Origin of the sequence: Bordetella petrii (assembly GCF_000067205.1) — a bacterium.
GTDB lineage: Bacteria > Pseudomonadota > Gammaproteobacteria > Burkholderiales > Burkholderiaceae_B > Bordetella_A > Bordetella_A petrii.
The window spans coordinates 1,034,792-1,050,113 of record NC_010170.1 but is presented as its reverse complement, the minus strand read 5'-3'; the positions used below and the strand labels follow the sequence as shown (position 1 = coordinate 1,050,113).

Sequence of the window (15,322 nt, the reverse complement as noted above, 5' to 3'; positions counted from 1 at the left end):
ATCAATACCCACAGGTCATTTACTTGCAGGTAATCTTTGGCTGCAATACGGTCATGGATAGGTACGAAGCACGCCGACGAGCCCTGCACCGCCTACGGACCCAACTGGATCAGCCCAGCGGCCGCGGCGGAATCGCCAAACTTGCCGCAATTCTCGGCAAGGCGCCGAACTACGTCTCGCGCATGTTGTACGAATCCACCAAAGAAGGCAGCAAGCGAATCGGCGATGACTCGGTTGCGCTACTGAACGAAAAATTCCCAGGGTGGATGGCGGAAGACGGCTGGGGCTCAGCTGGGTCCAATGTGCTGCAGTTCGCGCCTGATGCGCGCGCCGCCACATCGCACCATGATGACCTGACAATTCATCAATTCGGCACAGGGGGGAGTATGGGACAAGGGCTGCACCTGCCCGACCAACCTGGCGTTATCCAGAGCTGGCGCGTTAGCGCAGAATGGGTTGAGAAGAACGTACGGGCGTACAGTGCCAAGCAAAATTTGTGCATTGTGACGGGCTTCGGTGACTCGATGCAGCCGATGTTCAACCCGGGCGATCCGCTGCTTGTAGATGTCGGCATTCGGGTCGTCGACTTCGATGCCGTGTATTTCTTCCGAGTCGGTAATGAAGGATTCGTTAAGCGGCTGCAGCGCATTCCAATGGAATCGGGCTTGATCATTCGCGCCAAGTCAGAAAACAAGGAATACGACTCCTGGGACATCACGTCGGTGATGGACTTCGAAGTGCTCGGGCGAGTGCTGAAAGTCTGGTGTAGCCGCGACTTCTAATTTTGGCCACTATGTGACGAAATGAGATTACCGATATTGTTTGTATCTGCCGCCCTCTTGCCGGCCCTCTCCGTTGGGGCCAGCTGGGTAAGCATGGGCAACGGAGAAGATGCAGAGGTGTTCTACGCGGCAGATGGCATGCAGCACTTCAACGGAATCGCTACAGCATGGATGCGGGAAAGTTTCTTTCAGCCGCAGACTGCAAAAAAGCAGGGATACCAGTTCGATCAAGTCAAGGTTCGTCGACTTTTCGACTGCGCCGAAGGCACCGCCGGTGTCATGCAGGCCGCCATGCTGTCCCATGGTGAGCAGGTAGACATGCTGGCGTTTCCATACGATCTCGCTAAACAGACCCTCCAGCCAGTTCCCGCCAATTCGTTCGTGCAGCAAGTCATGAATATGGCATGCGCGCGCCCTGAAGCCCCATTTGTGCGCAACGGTGGGCCGTCTGGCGACTGATGCCCTGCCACGAATTTCAGCGTGCGCTGCGCTGGCAAATCCCAAATTTCAAACCGATGCCAAAGGGGCATCACAACAACAACTTCGGAGAAGCCCATGTCAGTCAATCCAGCGTCCCAGGCAATGCTCTATGACGCCAATAAGAAAAGCGTTGGAGTCGCCTATCTACTGTGGTTCTTCTTGGGTGGTGTCGGCGGTCATCGCTTCTACGCCGGCAAGACCGGCAGCGCGATCGCCATCATCGCGCTGACCATCATCGGGGTGCTGCTCAGTGTCGTTGGCGTTGGCTTCTTCTTGCTGTTCATCGTGGGTATTTGGGTCATCGTGGACGCGTTCCTGATTCCCGGCTGGATCCGCAACAGCAATACTCTGCTCGTGGCTACCCTATCCAACGGCGGTGTGCCGAGCAGCCAGTAACGCCACGGCCCCGCCAAGCTTTGGTTAAAAGAAACATCACAGGGACCTGATTATGGAAGAAGCTTCGCCGGCACCGGACAACGACGAGCAGGCAAAAGTCAAAGCGTTGGCCGACTACATTGAATTCTTCAATTCCGTAGGTGCATCTGCGAGTTGTCCGGCATGCGGAAATAAGACATGGGCAGTACAAGACGATCCGCCGAAGAACCTCGTACCCGGTTTAATGCTGCAAGGGCGCAGCAAAACTGGTCCGCAAAGGATGGAGCAGTTCATGCCGGTCATAATGGTCATCTGCCAGAAATGCGGATTCATGCGCAATCACGCCAGAGAGGTCTTCAGCGCTTGGCAGGAAAAGAAGAAGGGGACGCCAAATGAGTAACAGCTATTTGCGCTCCAAAGGGCCGTTTGGCAATTGGCGCGAAGGAGGCGTTGCACGCCCGCCGGGCGGCGGCGATAATGATGACATGGAACCACGCGTAAAAGCCCTGGAAGACGCAATGGTGACGGTCCGCGACCGCCTCACCAAGATCGAGACACGCCTGGACAACATGCCCACAAAGGCTGATCTTTCGGACGCCGTGCACACCCAGACCAAATGGGTCATCGGCATCGGATTCGCCCTGATGATGGCCGGCATAGGGATAGCCAAACTGCTGTAGCCCTCGTCCTAGCCCCACATACAACCGCCTTCGGGCGGTTTTCTTTTGCCCGTTACAATTTAGATTACCTGTAGGTATTGTTTAAATGCTTACCCTAGGGTAATCTTAATCCCATCGCATCACCAAACGGCCCGCCGGGCCAGCGAATGGGAGAACAAGCATGGCAAGCATCAAGTACTTCAGCGACGTGACCGGCGAAGCGGTCTCGCTGACCGCGCCGCACGGCATGCCGAACAAAAGGTTCGCCGCTCGCTGGCCTGGCGTGAAGGGTATCCGCTACGACGGCTACCAGATGCTGGTGGGCCACGCGGGCGGGAACCTGGGTGGCGCCGTGCTGCCGATCACGCGAAAGATCGAATACAAGGCTTTCCCCTCGCGCCATGAGTGCAACGCCAAGTGCCTGAACGGCAAGCACAACGGCGCCTGCGAGTGCAAGTGCGGCGGCGCCAACCACGGCCGCGGCATGTTCACCAGCTTCCTCAAGGCGGCCTGAGCCATGGCTGCCAAACCCTTCAACGACTGCCCGCTCGCTGAGTGCGAGCTGTCCATCGAAGAACGCGCCCGCTGGATCGCCGTCCTTGATCCGCTCCTGAGGTACGCCGGCAGCCCTGGCGACTGGGGCTACGAATCGAAGCTCGGGCGCCTGACGCTCATAGCGCGCGATCTCCGCAGAGACATCGCCAACGGCGACCGCTAACCCGCGCGCCCGCCGCGCGGGCCAGGAGACCACCATGCAGATCAATCTTGCCGCCCTGCCTGACGACGCCACGCGCACCGCCGACTACGGCCAGCTGCAGCGCGATCGCGGCGTCAAGGCCCTGGAGCTCGACGACGAGCAGGTGCTGGGCCCGATCTACGACCTTTTCGCCGGCCGCATCGACCGTGCCTTTGGCGAGGACCTGGAATGGTGGGCCGACACGTTCACCGACATCGGCCACGCCAACTTGGCGCACGTCGGTCTGGCCGCCATGACCACCTGGCACTTCGACCGCGACCGCTGCGGCCCGGGCATCGACGCCCTCAAGGCCGAGTTGGTGAAGCGCGCTCGCAAGCTGCTGGCTGGCATGACCGCCGACGAGCTGGAGATGCACCAGTGATCGGCGCCCTCACCTTCATCGCGGTTTTCAGCGTCGTCGGCCTGGCCGTCGCCTTTCCGCTGGCGCTGCTCGGCGACCTCGTCACCGCCATCTGCCGGGGTGACGCGTGATCCGCATTCTCACCGCCCTGGCGCTGGCCCTGGCCGCTTCATCGGCCCTGCCCGCCCGGGTTTCCCATCACAACCCTGCGCCGGCGGCTGTCGCCGGCATCCGAGGCTGATATGACGACGAAACACACGCCCGGGCCGTGGCTGATTGACCCACCAGGGCCACACCGCTACACAGGCGGATTCCAAGTTCTAGCGAAAACCCCGCACGGGGCTGGTTTTCCTACGCCCTCGGCCACCGGCTACTACTGCATGGCCGCCCCTCCACCTCACGGCAAGGCTGGCGAGCGAACCCAGGAGGCCAACGCCCGCCTGATCGCCGCCGCGCCGGAGCTGCTGGACGCGCTGGAATCGTTGCTCCCAATGCTCGCCGACTGGCATGACGAATTCCCCGACCATGTTGGCGACAAGGAAGGGCCGGCAATCAAGGCTGCCCGCGCCGCCATCGCCAAGGCCAAGGGAGAGCGGGCATGAGCGACTTCGCCAAATCCCCCGCGTTTCCCCAATCGGCCCTGTACGACGCATCGCGCGATCGCGTGCACGGAGCGTACGAGTACGGCGCCGAAATGGGCCTGAACATGCAGCAGCACGTCTGGCTGACGCTGATGGTCGGCGCGCTGGGTGACGGCAGCGTCAGCGCCGCTGCCGCCCGCGCCTTCGCCGACGAGCATCTGGACATCACCCTCGAGCGACTGGAGAAACTGGCATGAGCACTTCCAACTGGCCGAACGGCTTGAACATGGGTTCCAGCAACTGGACCGGCCGCGCCCAGCGCACCAGCGACTGGGGCGGCAACTGGGCCCCCGACAGCCACCGCATTCCGCGTTCCGCCTGGATCGGCGCGGCCGCCGTCGCCGCCCTCCTTTTCTTCATCGTGCCGCTCATCGGCCACGCCGCGGGGTTCTGATGGCTATCGCAACCGGACACTGCCTCTGCGGCTGCGGCGCCCGCACCCGCATCGCGCCCGTCAACGACCGATCGAAAGGCTGGGTAAAGGGCGAACCGCTGCTGTACCTCAGGGGACACAGCCTGACGGCGAACGTGAAGCGCGGTGCAGCCAATCCCAACTGGAAAGGCGGGCGCGGCAGGTCGTCGCATGGCTACGTCGTCGTGCGCGTCAACGGCACCCGCCAGTACGAACACATCCTGATCGCGCAGAGCGCGCTCGGCCGGCCGCTGCGCAACTACGGGCGCGGCAACCCGAAAACTGAAGTGGTTCACCACGTCGACGGCGACAAGACCAACAACGCGCCCTCGAACCTGCTGATCTGCACCCACGAATACCACACCGCACTGCATCACCGGCTGGAGCAATCCGCGGCGTGGCCCGAGTTTTCCAAGATCAATCGGAGGCCTTCCCATGCGTAGCATTTTCACTGTCCGGGCGTCGAGTCTGGCCGAGTTGTTCGATTGCCCAGCGAGGTTTGAAGCCAAGCACATCCTGAAGATGCGCATGCCGTCGTCGGCCGCCGCTCGCCTGGGCACGGCAATTCACGCCGGCACCGCGGCTTTCGACCAGGCCAAGCTGGACGGCAGCCCGATCACGGCCGATGACGCCGCCGGCGCGCTGGTGGACGTCCTGCACGACACCATGGAAGAGGTCGATTGGGATGGTTCCCAGCCGGCCGACGCCGAGAAGGTGGCGCTGGCGCTGCACACGCGCTACTGCGCGGAGATCGCGCCCCAGCAGGATTACGTTGCGGTCGAACTCACTTGCGAGCGCCTGGAGATCACCGACCTGGGGCTGGCGCTGACCGGCACCACCGACCGCGTGCGTCGCCTCCCCGACGGGCAGTTGGGCATCGCCGACCTGAAGAGCGGCAAGACGGCCGTGGGCGCCGACGGCCGCGTGGCCACCGCCGGCCACGGCCCCCAGATGGGCGTCTACGAGCTGCTGGCCGAATTCTCGATTGGCGAACCGCTGACGGCGCCCGCGCAGATCATCGGCCTGCAGACCGGCAAGACGGCCGCAGCCCAGCGCGTCGGCACCGGCGAAATCGTCGAGGCTCGCGGCGCGCTGGTGGGCACCGCCGACAGCCCCGGCTTGCTCGAACACGCCTCCCGAATCATCCACAGCGGCAGCTTCTACGGCAACCCGAAGTCGTACCTGTGCTCGGCCAAGTACTGCCCTCGTCATTCCACGTGTCGCTACCGCTAAAAATCTGGAGCCTTCAATGTCCGACAACACGACTTCGATTGCCAATCTGAAACAGACGTCCAAGATGGTCGCCAAGACGGTCGGCGCCGGCACCGTCAAGACCTTCTTCGAAAGCCAGAAGGGCACGCTCGCCGCCGTGCTGCCCAAGCACGTCAGCGCCGACCGCATGCTGAAGATCGCGTTGGGTGCCATGCGCACCACGCCGAAGCTCATGAACTGCACGCTGGAATCGCTGCTGGGCGGCGTCGTGCAATGCTCGCAGCTCGGTCTGGAACCCAACACGCCGCTGGGCCACGCCTACCTGATTCCGTTCGACAACCGCCGGAAGGGCATCACCGAAGTGCAGATCGTGCTGGGCTACAAGGGCCTGATCGACCTGTCGCGGCGCTCCGGCCAGGTCGTGAGCATCGCCGCGCACGAAGTCTGCGAAAACGACAAGTTCGACTATGCCTATGGCCTGGACGAACGCCTGGACCACCGGCCGGCGATGGATGAACGCGGCAAGGTGATTGCGTTCTACGCGGTCGCCAAGCTCAAGGACGGCGGCCACGCCTTCGAGGTCATGAGCCGCGCTCAGGTCGAGAAGATCTGCGACGAAAGCCAGAACTACAAGTTCGCCAAAGACAAGGCCGGCAGCGTATGGGGCCAGCACTTCGTTGAAATGGGCCGCAAGACGGTCCTGCGTCGGCTGTTCAAGTACCTGCCGGTCAGCATCGAGATGGCCACGGCTGCCGCACTCGACGACCTGAATGCGCGCGGCGTGTCGCAGGAACTGGACATCAACACCATCGACGGCGAGTTCACCGTCATTCCGACCGGCGACGAAGACGACGGCGCCGAGGATGGCCAGGCGGTTGACCCCGACACCGGCGAAGTACTGAACCCCTCCCCCGCGAAGGCGCAAGCCGAGGCCGGTAACCCGGCGCAGGGCGCGGCAGCGGCCGCCCCTGCCTCCCAGCCGGCCGGCGCCCAGGGCCACCTGGCGGGCACCGGGGACGGCGCGCCGGAAGGCCTGGACCCCGAGAAGGTCGAAGCGCAGCTGATGTCCGCCAAAGACCTGGAAGTCCTCGACCTGGCCGCCGATTCGATTTGCGGCGTGCTGGACCTGGACGCGCAGGCGCACCTGAATCAGGTCTACGAGCAACGCCGCAAGGTCATCAAGCAGTCCGCGCAGTCATCGCCGGCCGACCAACAGCCCGCCGCGGGACAGGCCTCCTCCGCCCGCCAGACCACCCAGCGCCGGCGCATGGAGGCGCCCGAGTAAGCCCCCGCGCCGGTAGCAAAGAACGCACCCCGAGAGGGCCGCGCCGCAGAGCATCGCGGTAATCCGAAGGCGGGTCGAGCGTTGATCTGTCCGAGGTAGGCCCGCATAGAGACGATTGCCTCCGAACCTCCAGCGGCAGTCTTGACGGTCGGCCGATTCCGACCGCACCCACTGCATAGATGGCCCGCCGCAGGGTCTGACGCAGGGCCGGACGAGGGTAACCGGCGCCCGAATCTCACACCCAGCCATACCCGGAGTCCGACAACATGACACACCAAGATCCTCGCGAAATGACCGCGACTACGATCGGCAAAGATCTCTTATCTGCGCTCGTCCAAGAACTGAAGCTGCTGCCCGACACCTGGCCAAAACTGTCGCAGGCCAAGCAGGACGACATCATTGACCGCCTGCGTGATCGCGTTGAATACAACATCAAGATGGCCGTGCACCTGATCGCCAGCGAAGGCCGAACGGTTGTGCAAGGCGATCTGGACCAAGTGACCATCAAGGATGGCGCCAAGGTCGTCATCAAGATCGGCCGCGGCGCTGAATCCCTGCACGATCTCTATGATTCGCAAGGCAAGGCTGTGCTGATCGTCGTGGCCGACAGCCAGACCCATACGGCCGGCATGGGCGCCGTGCGCGGAGAAAGCGACCAGCGCGCCATGGACCTAGGCAAGGAATACACCGACGACGATGGCGACGACATGCCCGACGACGTGGTCGATGCCGACTTCAAAGAATTGCCGGCGCCCGAAGGCCCGACGCAAGAGGAACTCGACAAGGCCTGGGACGATGGCTATGCCGCGGCCGCCGAAGGTCAGCCCGAGTCCGCCTGCCCGGTCATGGACGGCAAGTTGTGCATCCAGTGGGTGAAGGGCTGGAAGAGCTATCACGAAGACATCCCGGCTGACGACAGCCAGCCCACCGGCACCGAGGGCTGACACCATGCGCCTGACCAACCTTTCCGTGTCCAACTTCCAGGGCGTGAAGTCGGCCGAGTTGCCGTTGCCCACCGCCATCGGGTTTATCACGGGCGACAACTACGCCGGCAAGTCCACCATCGCCGAGGCCGTGCGCATGGCCCTGCTGGGCAGCGCCGAGCGCGTCAGTTTGAAAAAGGAACTCGGCCAGGTCGTGCGCGACGGCGCCAAGCTGGGCTCGGCGGCCGTGGAGGTCGATGGCGCGCCGGTGGCGATCGCGCTGCCCAGCGGCAAACGCAGCGGCGAAGAAGCCGTGCCCGCCAGCCCGGCCCTGCCCTACGTGTTGTCGCCCGAGCTGTTCGCCGCGGCCAAGCCCGACGACCGCCGCCAGCTGCTGTTCACACTGACCGGCACGCGCGCCACGCCCGACGAGATTGAGCGCCGGCTGCTGGAGCGCGGCTGCCACAAGATGCTGGTGGCGCAAATGAAGCCGATCCTCCGCGGCGGCTTTGCCGCCGGCGCGGAGTTCGCCAAGAAGCAGGCCACCGAGGCCAAGGGCGCCTGGCGCGGCGTCACCAACGAAACCTGGGGCAGCCAGAAGGGCGAAACGTGGCAAGCCGAGGTGCCGGCCTACGACCAGGCCGGCCTGGACGCCGCCCAGACTGAACTGGCCGCGATCGAGGTCCGCATGGAGGCCGCCGCAAAGGCCGTGGGCGCCCTGGAGCAGCAGTTGCGCGCTTACCAGGGGCAGAAAGATCAGCTTGCGGCCATACAGGAGCGCGCCGGCCGGCTGGACTCGCTGCGCGCCAAACTGCAATGCGACCAGCAGGATCTGGATACCTGGACGGCCAAGGTGCAGGAACTGCAGGCCAAGGCCGGCACGGGGCCGCGCCAGGGGCTGGTGCACGACCTGGCGCGCTGCTTGGCCGAGGCCTACGAGGCAAGCTCATTCTCCGCCGAGATGGGCGAGCAGATTGATTGCGTCCTGGACGCTTATGAGGCGCAGTACGGCAAGCTGGACGCCACCGGCGACCCCGAAGCCGCTGCCGCCCTGCCCAAGGCCATCGAAGCCCGCGACCTGTCGGCCCGCGCCGCCGAGAACTGCCGGCGCGACATCGCCGCCGCCGAAGCCGCGGCCGAAGACCTGAAATCGCGGGCAGTTCCCGAAGCTGTCGCCGACGAGGACGTCGCGGCCGCCCGCGCCCACCTGGCCGGCCTGCGCAACGAGCGCGCCGAGGCCTATGCCGAGGTCGATGCCCTGCTGGCGGCCAAGCAGGCCTCGGTCGGCGCCGCGCAGCGCACCCGGAACGCCGCGGAATACCACGCCGAGGTCATGGCCTGGGACGCCATCGGCAGCGCGCTGTCGCCGGACGGTATCCCCGGCGAGATCCTGGCCAAGGCTCTGCAGCCCTTCAACGACGAGCTGGTGGCGATGTCGGATTGCGCGGGCTGGCCGCTCGTCCAGATCGACGGCGACATGGCCATCACGGCCGGCGGCCGCGCCTACCGGCTGCTGTCTGAGTCGGAGAAGTGGCGCGCCGACGCCCTGCTGGCGCTGGCCATCGCCCACCTGTCGGGCCTGCGCTGCGCCATCCTGGACCGCTTCGATTGCCTCAACCTGGCCGGCCGCTCCGAGATCCTGGGGCTGCTCGACGCCCTGGCCGCCGACGGCGACATCGACACCGTGCTGCTGCTGGGCACGCTCAAGGCGGCACCCGCCGCGCCCAGCGAGGCCTTCACCGTTTACTGGATCGAGCAGGGCCGCGCCGGCGCAGCCCAGTTGAAGGAGGCGGCATGAGCAATCCCTTCCGCCAAGCGCGCCGCGAGAAACGGCGCAACAAGCCCTACCGGCCTCGCGCAGTGCACACGCCGATGCTGGTAGCGACGGATCTGGTCCTGCGCCCCCTCGAGCAGATCATCGACCAACTCGAGCGCGACGGCACCGTCACGACCGACGCCAAAGGCTACGCGGTCTTCCAGGCCGGCGACGGCCAGTGGTATCCGTCCGACGAAGCCATCGAGGGCGTGATCTGGCACTTCGAGATGTTCTGCACGCGGCACGGCCGCGAGTTGCCGCTGGACGGCCTGCGGGAACTGCATATCGCGCTGCACTACATCAAGCCCGTCATGGAAAGCACGGTGGTGAAGCTGAAAGATGCCATGCCGGTGCTGCGTCGGGCCATGGCTATGGCCGACCCGGACGATCAGCTGGACCTGCTGCAGCAGACGCGGATCAAGGCGGAAATGGAGGCGCGGGCGTGATAACGCACTCAATCGGCCTCCGGCGCCTTGAGCAGACTATCCAAGTATCGCTCTGCGCTTTCTTTCCCGGCCGCACGCGCCGCAGCTTCGGTGAGGAATTTGGTTCCAGTCGCAATAACACCTGCCGGAAAGACCGTCACAAAGTAGTCGAAACAGCCACCACTACCCGGTCGAGTGTCCAACGTGTAGTTCTGCCCACGGTACTTCGGCATGGGTCCTCCCTTCTTTCGATTATTGGCCGGCAATCGTACCCCACCCCCACCGGAGTGTCAGCTTGATCACCGACATCAACCACTTTCACCTGTTCTTTGGCCTGGGCGGCGGCGCCGCCGGCTTCCAGGAGGCGCGTCCGGAAATCCCGGGCATGCAGGGCCGCATGGTGTGCATCGGCGGCATGGACGTCGATCCGGCCGGCGCCGAGGACTTCCACCGCTTCACGGGCGTGCGCGGCACCGTGCGCGATCTGTTCGACCGCAGCCAGTACCTGGACTTCCACGGCCGTGAGCCGGGCCCGGGCTGGATCGAGGCCATGCCGGCCGACGTGCGCACCGCGGCGAACGGCCGCCGGCCGAGTATCGTCTTCCTGTCGGCGCCCTGCAAAGGCTTCTCCGGCCTGCTGTCAGAAACGCGCAGCACCACCGCCAAGTACCAAGCTCTCAACCGCCTGACGCTGCGCGGCGTCTGGCTGATGCTGGAGGCCTGGGCCGACGATCCGCCCGAGGTGATCCTGTTCGAGAACGTGCCGCGCATCGCCACCCGTGGCCGCCATCTGCTCGATCAGATCACCGGCATGCTGCGCCACTACGGCTACGTGGTCCGCGAAACCACGCATGACTGCGGCGAGCTGGGCGGCCTGGCCCAGAGCCGGAGGCGGTTCCTGCTGATCGCCAGGCACGCCGAGAAAGTGCCGCCCTTCATCTACGAGCCCCCCAAGCGGGCCCTGCGGTCGGTGGGCGAGGTGCTGAGCCGCTACGGCCGCCCGGGTGACCCGGCCATGGGCCCGATGCACCGCATCCCCAGCCTGAACTGGAAAACCTGGGTGCGCCTGGCCTTCGTGGAAGCCGGCAAGGACTGGCGCAGCCTGAACCGGCTGGCCGTCGAAAACGGCCACCTGCGCGACTACCTAATCGTGCCCGAGGCCCACCATGGTTTCCTGGGTGTGCAGCGCTGGGAGACGGCCAGCGGCACGATCTCCAGCCGCTGCGGCCCCACCAACGGCGCCTACAGCGTCGCCGACCCGCGCCAAGAGGTCTACTCGGCCGGCTACGGGGTCAACGCATGGGAAGCGCCCACGGGTGCCGTGGCGGGCGAATCCCTGCCCAGCAACGGCCGCTTCTCGGTTGCGGACCCTCGCGCCGCGGCGGGCGCCAGCCAGTACCAGCAGTATGGCGTGCTGCGCATGGATGACACGGCCGGCGCCGTCATCGGTGTGAAGAGTCCGGGTCAGGGCAGCTTCAGCGTGGCCGACCCGCGCCACAGCGGCCCCGCCAAGCATTCCAACGAGTTCCGCATCGTCCCCTTCGACGGCCAGGCGCGCGCCGTCACCGGTGCCCACGGCACCGGGCAGTGTGTGGCGGACCCGCTGGGCGGCCGCCAAGCGGCTGACCAGCACGGCAAGTACCCGGTGTCAGCATGGACCGAAGCCGCCCGGGCCGTGATCGCTGGCAACGCCAACGGTGCCTACGCGGTGGCCGATCCCCGCCCGAACATGGAGCGCGGCCGCGGCGACAACTACCTGACCGCCGGGCACTACGGCGTGGTCGACCCGGCCGAGCCCGCCGGCGCCGTGTCGGCGTCCGCCTGCCACGACAACGGCCGGTGGAGCGTGGCCGACTGGCGACTGCCTGAGGCCACCGACAAGCTGGTGTGCGTGATCCGGGCGCTGGATGGCACCTGGCACCGCCCCTTTACCACGCTGGACCTGGCCGCGCTGCAGAGCCTCTACGACCCCGACGATTACGCCGAGGCCGCCGAGCAGTTCGTCCTGCACGGCAGCTCGGACCAGGCCTGGCGGGAGCGCATCGGGAACGCTGTGCCCAAAAAGGCCGCCAAGGCCATGGCCGAAGAGATCGGCCGGGCCATCCTGCTGGCGCGCGCCGGCGAATCCTTCCAACTGTCCAGCACGCCTATCTGGGTGCGGCCCATTGCGACGGCGCTGGCCGTGCGCGGAGGTGATTCAGCATGAACGACACCAAGCAAACCGTGCTGACGGACGAGGAAATTGGCGCCCTGTCGAAAGCACATCTGACCGCGCACGCGCAGTTTGTCGGGGCGGGCGACGTGTATATCGAGGGCGATGACCAGTTCGCCCGCGCCATCGAGTCCGCCGTCCTCTCCAAGCTGCGCGCGGCGGGCGAGCCGGTCGGCTTCGTTGACCCCGTGTACGTCGCGGGGCGACAACGCGGTATGAAGTGGAACGCCAAGATTTACGATGCGCCAACTCAAGAGGCCACCGCGCCCTTGTATGCCGCACCCCAGGCCGACGCCCCTCACTTTGCCGACGCCTACGAAGGCGATGCCGAAGACGTGCCGCTGGTCGAGGCGCTGCGCCGAATCAACGAAGAACTGACGCGCGCGGACGCCGATGCCGATCTGCTGGCCGAGCGCAAAACCTTGTCGCGGCTGGTGGCCGAACTGAACGCGACGAATAGCCCGACGCGCCTAGGCGAACCTGCGCCCCAGGCCAGCGCCGAGGCGTTCGACTTTCATGCACACCTCGCCCGACAACGGGAGTGGTCGGAGCGCACGTTCGGCCCAGGCTCTCGCGCTAACGGCGTGATCGATCACATCCGGAAGGAATTGATCGAGATCGAATCCGACCCCGGCGACTTGCGTGAATGGGTGGACGTGATCATTCTGGCGCTGGATGGGGCATGGCGCAGCGGCGCTACGCCCCAACAGATCATCGACGCCATTGTTGCCAAGCAGGCCAAGAACGAGGGTCGTGCATGGCCTGACTGGCGCACCATGGATCCGAACAAGGCTATCGAACACGACCGCACGCAAGATTCCCCTGCCGCCGTGGACTCCGCAATAGGCTCGGATGAGTCCGACATGGGGCGGTGGGCGTCGTTCGCCGACCGGCGGCAGCGCGACGCCGATGAGAACGACCGCGAAGCCTGGGCAGCCGACATGATCGCCGCCGGCGCGCAGCACCTGGGCGGGGACGACTGGGAATGGGATGTCGAGGATTTCCAGTTTCGCCTATGGCAGCAGGCCATGCGCCGTCAGCAACGCGGCAAGAATGGCGGCGAAGGGATGACCTCTAAGCGGGCCTGGTGGGCCGGATATCGCGCGGGGAAAGGTCTGCCGCCTGACACGTCGCGCCAGGAGGCGGCGTCAGCACATCTGCGCTGCCGCAAGTGCGGCGAAAGTGCCTGCGTCAGCATTTCCAGCGCCAAGCTGGTGACGTGCCGGCCAGATGGAACGCCGCGCGATGAACGTGATATCGCCAGCGACCCCGGGGGCAAGCTGATTCACGACCCGGCCGAGCCTCTGCTGGCCGCGCAGCCTGCCGCGAACAAGGTCGCGCCGACCGATGAACAACTGATTGCGCTGGCCAGGGAAGTGGCCACGGACGCCACCGCCGAACAGGTGAAACTTTACAGCCATCTTTGGGTAAGGCTCTGCCGCATGGCGCTGGCCAGATACAGCTATGGGATGGCCGCGCACAAGCCGGACGGCGAGGATGCGAAAGACTCCATACAGGCACAAGTCGAGTCTTTGCAGCGTTACAAATTCGGTTATGCCGACGACGGGAACGGCACTCGATACTTGAGCGCGCTCAAGAGTGACGATGGTCGGTATCTACTGCGCGACGACGTGCTTGCCGCCATATCCGCCCAGCAGCGCCAGGGCGAAGGGGGTGAGTGATGGCCGTCTACGTAGACGACATGCGCGCGCCCTACGGCCGCATGGTCATGTGCCACATGCTGGCCGACACTGACCAGGAACTGCACGCGATGGCCGCGCGTATCGGCGTGGCGCGCCGCTGGCACCAGAAAGCCGGTACGCCGCATAGCCATTACGACATCTGCCTGAGCAAGCGCATGAAGGCGGTGGCGGCCGGCGCCGTTGAGATCGGGCGGCCTGATGTCGCCGCGCTGATCCAGCGCAAGCGCGCCGCCACGGCGAACGATGGGGAGGCGTGACATGCCCATCAAGCCCGAGAATCGATCGAGGTATCCAGCGAACTGGCCGGAAATTCGCGCCGCTATCCTGGAGCGTGCTGGCGGCTTCTGCGAGCAATGCGGCGCGGAGAATCACACGCGCATCGCGCGCGGGGCTGGCGAAGACTCGGACACCTACATGACCGCCGAGGCGCATGTGTACCACGCCGACACCGGCGAGTACCTGGGCCGCAAGCGTATGTCGGAGTTCGAAGTGCTTCGGATGGTGGATATCGTACTGACCATCGCCCACCTGGACCACCAGCCGGAGAACTGCGATCCGGCTAACCTGCGCGCCTGGTGCCAGCGTTGCCATCTACGATATGACGCCAAGCACCACGCGGAATCGGCACGCGCAACGAGAAAGGCTCGCGCCGCCGTGGGCGATCTCTTTGAGGCACAGCCATGAAGCGCTGGTACTCCATCGATGTCCATGCCCGCTGGTCCGTCCCCTTCCAAGCCACGCCCGCCCAGGTCGCCGACATGCGCGCCGACGGCCTGGTCATCGACGAAATCTGCAACACCGCGCCCAGCTGGCTGCCGGCGTGCCTGGTGCGGCCCCTGTGCCGCCTGCAGGATGCGTGGCGCTGGTTGCGGCTTTTTTGAGGATGGATATGGAAGATCGAGAATTGTTGGAACTGGCAGCCAAGGCGGCCGGCATAGCCGTAATCCGATCCCGGCTGGGCGATTCCCTGTGGGAAGACTTCCTTCTTCGTGACGTTAACGGCGACGGCATAGGCTGGAACCCGCTCACCGACGATGGGGACGCTCTTCGCCTGGCGGTGAAACTTGGCCTATTCCTTGAGCTTTTCACTGATGAGGCTTGCATGAAAGGCCGGGAGGCCTCTGTGACGGCGCGCGGCTATATCGATTCAATTGGGTTTCAGACGGATATAGATGAACTGTGGCGTTACGACTTCGACCCTTACGCCGCCACCCGGCGAGCAATAGTCCGAGCAGCCGCAGAGATCGGCAAGCAAATGACAGATCTACCGCCCGCCTAGCGTGGGCATTGTTTTGGAGGC

At 65.1% G+C, this 15,322-nt stretch carries 24 protein-coding genes; 23 read left to right on the top strand and 1 reads right to left on the bottom strand.

Annotated elements, in window-relative coordinates; all coding sequences use genetic code 11:
* Positions 1 to 53 precede the first annotated feature (53 nt).
* From BPET_RS04865 to BPET_RS04790, 17 genes are all read left to right on the top strand, one after another.
* Complete coding sequence (locus BPET_RS04865; protein WP_012247975.1) at positions 54 to 782, top strand: S24 family peptidase; 729 nt, start codon at positions 54 to 56, stop codon at positions 780 to 782.
* A gap of 93 nt (positions 783 to 875) precedes the next feature.
* Positions 876 to 1,241, top strand: coding sequence for a surface-adhesin E family protein (locus tag BPET_RS04860; RefSeq protein ID WP_151208936.1), 366 nt, complete (start codon positions 876 to 878; stop codon positions 1,239 to 1,241).
* 96 nt (positions 1,242 to 1,337) lie between these two features.
* A complete protein-coding gene (locus tag BPET_RS04855) occupies positions 1,338 to 1,658 on the top strand; it encodes a TM2 domain-containing protein (protein WP_012247973.1) in 321 nt (106 codons plus the stop codon).
* 52 nt (positions 1,659 to 1,710) lie between these two features.
* Positions 1,711 to 2,037, top strand: coding sequence for a hypothetical protein (locus tag BPET_RS26500; RefSeq protein WP_012247972.1), 327 nt, complete (start codon positions 1,711 to 1,713; stop codon positions 2,035 to 2,037).
* Positions 2,030 to 2,317 (top strand): hypothetical protein, encoded by a 288-nt coding sequence (locus BPET_RS04850; RefSeq protein WP_012247971.1) that lies wholly within the window; start codon positions 2,030 to 2,032, stop codon positions 2,315 to 2,317. The genes BPET_RS26500 and BPET_RS04850 overlap by 8 nt, the downstream gene beginning before the upstream one ends.
* A gap of 160 nt (positions 2,318 to 2,477) precedes the next feature.
* Positions 2,478 to 2,810 (top strand): hypothetical protein, encoded by a 333-nt coding sequence (locus BPET_RS04845; RefSeq protein ID WP_012247970.1) that lies wholly within the window; start codon positions 2,478 to 2,480, stop codon positions 2,808 to 2,810.
* 3 nt (positions 2,811 to 2,813) lie between these two features.
* The gene (locus BPET_RS04840; protein WP_041862713.1) at positions 2,814 to 3,014 is read left to right on the top strand and encodes a hypothetical protein; all 201 of its coding nucleotides are present in this window, start codon (positions 2,814 to 2,816) and stop codon (positions 3,012 to 3,014) included.
* Positions 3,015 to 3,048: 34 nt separating this feature from the next.
* Positions 3,049 to 3,414 (top strand): hypothetical protein, encoded by a 366-nt coding sequence (locus BPET_RS04835; protein WP_012247969.1) that lies wholly within the window; start codon positions 3,049 to 3,051, stop codon positions 3,412 to 3,414.
* 359 nt (positions 3,415 to 3,773) lie between these two features.
* Entirely contained in the window at positions 3,774 to 3,995 is a 222-nt protein-coding gene (locus BPET_RS04830) for a hypothetical protein (protein ID WP_041862712.1), read from the top strand.
* Positions 3,992 to 4,231: a hypothetical protein gene (locus BPET_RS04825; RefSeq protein ID WP_012247967.1), complete on the top strand. Its 240-nt coding sequence runs from the start codon at positions 3,992 to 3,994 to the stop codon at positions 4,229 to 4,231. The genes BPET_RS04830 and BPET_RS04825 overlap by 4 nt, the downstream gene beginning before the upstream one ends.
* The gene (locus BPET_RS04820; RefSeq protein WP_041862711.1) at positions 4,228 to 4,428 is read left to right on the top strand and encodes a hypothetical protein; all 201 of its coding nucleotides are present in this window, start codon (positions 4,228 to 4,230) and stop codon (positions 4,426 to 4,428) included. The genes BPET_RS04825 and BPET_RS04820 overlap by 4 nt, the downstream gene beginning before the upstream one ends.
* On the top strand, positions 4,428 to 4,889 hold the full coding sequence (locus BPET_RS25415) for an HNH endonuclease signature motif containing protein (protein WP_012247966.1): 462 nt from the start codon (positions 4,428 to 4,430) through the stop codon (positions 4,887 to 4,889). Before BPET_RS04820 ends, BPET_RS25415 begins: the two co-directional genes overlap by 1 nt.
* Positions 4,882 to 5,679, top strand: a complete 798-nt coding sequence (locus BPET_RS04810; RefSeq protein WP_012247965.1) for a RecB family exonuclease — start codon at positions 4,882 to 4,884, stop codon at positions 5,677 to 5,679. The genes BPET_RS25415 and BPET_RS04810 overlap by 8 nt, the downstream gene beginning before the upstream one ends.
* A gap of 16 nt (positions 5,680 to 5,695) precedes the next feature.
* Positions 5,696 to 6,943, top strand: a complete 1,248-nt coding sequence (gene recT / locus BPET_RS04805) for a recombination protein RecT (protein ID WP_081482964.1) — start codon at positions 5,696 to 5,698, stop codon at positions 6,941 to 6,943.
* Positions 6,944 to 7,233: 290 nt separating this feature from the next.
* Positions 7,234 to 7,887, top strand: coding sequence for a cell division protein FtsK (locus tag BPET_RS04800; protein WP_231852653.1), 654 nt, complete (start codon positions 7,234 to 7,236; stop codon positions 7,885 to 7,887).
* 4 nt (positions 7,888 to 7,891) lie between these two features.
* Positions 7,892 to 9,664 carry an AAA family ATPase gene (locus BPET_RS04795; RefSeq protein ID WP_012247962.1) on the top strand — a complete coding sequence of 591 codons (1,773 nt, stop codon included), beginning with the start codon at positions 7,892 to 7,894 and terminating at the stop codon, positions 9,662 to 9,664.
* Positions 9,661 to 10,128, top strand: a complete 468-nt coding sequence (locus tag BPET_RS04790; RefSeq protein WP_012247961.1) for a hypothetical protein — start codon at positions 9,661 to 9,663, stop codon at positions 10,126 to 10,128. Before BPET_RS04795 ends, BPET_RS04790 begins: the two co-directional genes overlap by 4 nt.
* Positions 10,129 to 10,136: 8 nt before the next feature.
* On the opposite strand, the gene BPET_RS26495 is transcribed toward BPET_RS04790, so the two are convergent.
* Positions 10,137 to 10,340 (bottom strand): hypothetical protein, encoded by a 204-nt coding sequence (locus BPET_RS26495; RefSeq protein WP_012247960.1) that lies wholly within the window; start codon positions 10,338 to 10,340, stop codon positions 10,137 to 10,139.
* A gap of 62 nt (positions 10,341 to 10,402) precedes the next feature.
* On the opposite strand from BPET_RS26495, the gene BPET_RS04785 reads away from it, so the two are divergent.
* Genes BPET_RS04785 through BPET_RS04760 form a run of 6 tightly spaced genes read left to right on the top strand, consistent with a single transcriptional unit; the run spans position 10,403 to position 15,301 of the window.
* The gene (locus BPET_RS04785) at positions 10,403 to 12,313 is read left to right on the top strand and encodes a DNA cytosine methyltransferase (protein WP_012247959.1); all 1,911 of its coding nucleotides are present in this window, start codon (positions 10,403 to 10,405) and stop codon (positions 12,311 to 12,313) included.
* Positions 12,310 to 14,001 carry a dATP/dGTP pyrophosphohydrolase domain-containing protein gene (locus BPET_RS27270; RefSeq protein ID WP_012247958.1) on the top strand — a complete coding sequence of 564 codons (1,692 nt, stop codon included), beginning with the start codon at positions 12,310 to 12,312 and terminating at the stop codon, positions 13,999 to 14,001. Before BPET_RS04785 ends, BPET_RS27270 begins: the two co-directional genes overlap by 4 nt.
* Complete coding sequence (locus BPET_RS04775; protein ID WP_012247957.1) at positions 14,001 to 14,279, top strand: DUF4031 domain-containing protein; 279 nt, start codon at positions 14,001 to 14,003, stop codon at positions 14,277 to 14,279. Before BPET_RS27270 ends, BPET_RS04775 begins: the two co-directional genes overlap by 1 nt.
* A 1-nt stretch (position 14,280) precedes the next feature.
* The gene (locus BPET_RS04770) at positions 14,281 to 14,706 is read left to right on the top strand and encodes a hypothetical protein (protein WP_012247956.1); all 426 of its coding nucleotides are present in this window, start codon (positions 14,281 to 14,283) and stop codon (positions 14,704 to 14,706) included.
* Positions 14,703 to 14,903: a hypothetical protein gene (locus BPET_RS04765; RefSeq protein ID WP_041862710.1), complete on the top strand. Its 201-nt coding sequence runs from the start codon at positions 14,703 to 14,705 to the stop codon at positions 14,901 to 14,903. Before BPET_RS04770 ends, BPET_RS04765 begins: the two co-directional genes overlap by 4 nt.
* Before the next feature lie 8 nt (positions 14,904 to 14,911).
* Positions 14,912 to 15,301: a hypothetical protein gene (locus tag BPET_RS04760; protein WP_151208935.1), complete on the top strand. Its 390-nt coding sequence runs from the start codon at positions 14,912 to 14,914 to the stop codon at positions 15,299 to 15,301.
* Positions 15,302 to 15,322 lie beyond the last annotated feature (21 nt).

Excerpts from the sequence above, each read along its gene's own strand:
- BPET_RS25415 (WP_012247966.1), top strand. The coding sequence starts at position 4,428 with ATGGCTATCGCAACCGGACACTGCCTCTGCGGCTGCGGCGCCCGCACC.
- BPET_RS04765 (WP_041862710.1), top strand. The coding sequence starts at position 14,703 with ATGAAGCGCTGGTACTCCATCGATGTCCATGCCCGCTGGTCCGTCCCC.
- BPET_RS04795 (WP_012247962.1), top strand. The coding sequence starts at position 7,892 with ATGCGCCTGACCAACCTTTCCGTGTCCAACTTCCAGGGCGTGAAGTCG.
- BPET_RS04860 (WP_151208936.1), top strand. The coding sequence starts at position 876 with ATGGGCAACGGAGAAGATGCAGAGGTGTTCTACGCGGCAGATGGCATG.
- BPET_RS27270 (WP_012247958.1), top strand. The coding sequence starts at position 12,310 with ATGAACGACACCAAGCAAACCGTGCTGACGGACGAGGAAATTGGCGCC.
- BPET_RS04800 (WP_231852653.1), top strand. The coding sequence starts at position 7,234 with ATGACCGCGACTACGATCGGCAAAGATCTCTTATCTGCGCTCGTCCAA.
- BPET_RS04775 (WP_012247957.1), top strand. The coding sequence starts at position 14,001 with ATGGCCGTCTACGTAGACGACATGCGCGCGCCCTACGGCCGCATGGTC.
- BPET_RS26495 (WP_012247960.1), bottom strand. The coding sequence starts at position 10,340 with ATGCCGAAGTACCGTGGGCAGAACTACACGTTGGACACTCGACCGGGT.
- BPET_RS04825 (WP_012247967.1), top strand. The coding sequence starts at position 3,992 with ATGAGCGACTTCGCCAAATCCCCCGCGTTTCCCCAATCGGCCCTGTAC.
- BPET_RS04820 (WP_041862711.1), top strand. The coding sequence starts at position 4,228 with ATGAGCACTTCCAACTGGCCGAACGGCTTGAACATGGGTTCCAGCAAC.
- recT (WP_081482964.1), top strand. The coding sequence starts at position 5,696 with ATGTCCGACAACACGACTTCGATTGCCAATCTGAAACAGACGTCCAAG.
- BPET_RS26500 (WP_012247972.1), top strand. The coding sequence starts at position 1,711 with ATGGAAGAAGCTTCGCCGGCACCGGACAACGACGAGCAGGCAAAAGTC.
- BPET_RS04835 (WP_012247969.1), top strand. The coding sequence starts at position 3,049 with ATGCAGATCAATCTTGCCGCCCTGCCTGACGACGCCACGCGCACCGCC.
- BPET_RS04760 (WP_151208935.1), top strand. The coding sequence starts at position 14,912 with ATGGAAGATCGAGAATTGTTGGAACTGGCAGCCAAGGCGGCCGGCATA.
- BPET_RS04840 (WP_041862713.1), top strand. The coding sequence starts at position 2,814 with ATGGCTGCCAAACCCTTCAACGACTGCCCGCTCGCTGAGTGCGAGCTG.
- BPET_RS04790 (WP_012247961.1), top strand. The coding sequence starts at position 9,661 with ATGAGCAATCCCTTCCGCCAAGCGCGCCGCGAGAAACGGCGCAACAAG.
- BPET_RS04770 (WP_012247956.1), top strand. The coding sequence starts at position 14,281 with ATGCCCATCAAGCCCGAGAATCGATCGAGGTATCCAGCGAACTGGCCG.
- BPET_RS04845 (WP_012247970.1), top strand. The coding sequence starts at position 2,478 with ATGGCAAGCATCAAGTACTTCAGCGACGTGACCGGCGAAGCGGTCTCG.
- BPET_RS04850 (WP_012247971.1), top strand. The coding sequence starts at position 2,030 with ATGAGTAACAGCTATTTGCGCTCCAAAGGGCCGTTTGGCAATTGGCGC.
- BPET_RS04855 (WP_012247973.1), top strand. The coding sequence starts at position 1,338 with ATGTCAGTCAATCCAGCGTCCCAGGCAATGCTCTATGACGCCAATAAG.
- BPET_RS04830 (WP_041862712.1), top strand. The coding sequence starts at position 3,774 with ATGGCCGCCCCTCCACCTCACGGCAAGGCTGGCGAGCGAACCCAGGAG.
- BPET_RS04865 (WP_012247975.1), top strand. The coding sequence starts at position 54 with ATGGATAGGTACGAAGCACGCCGACGAGCCCTGCACCGCCTACGGACC.
- BPET_RS04810 (WP_012247965.1), top strand. The coding sequence starts at position 4,882 with ATGCGTAGCATTTTCACTGTCCGGGCGTCGAGTCTGGCCGAGTTGTTC.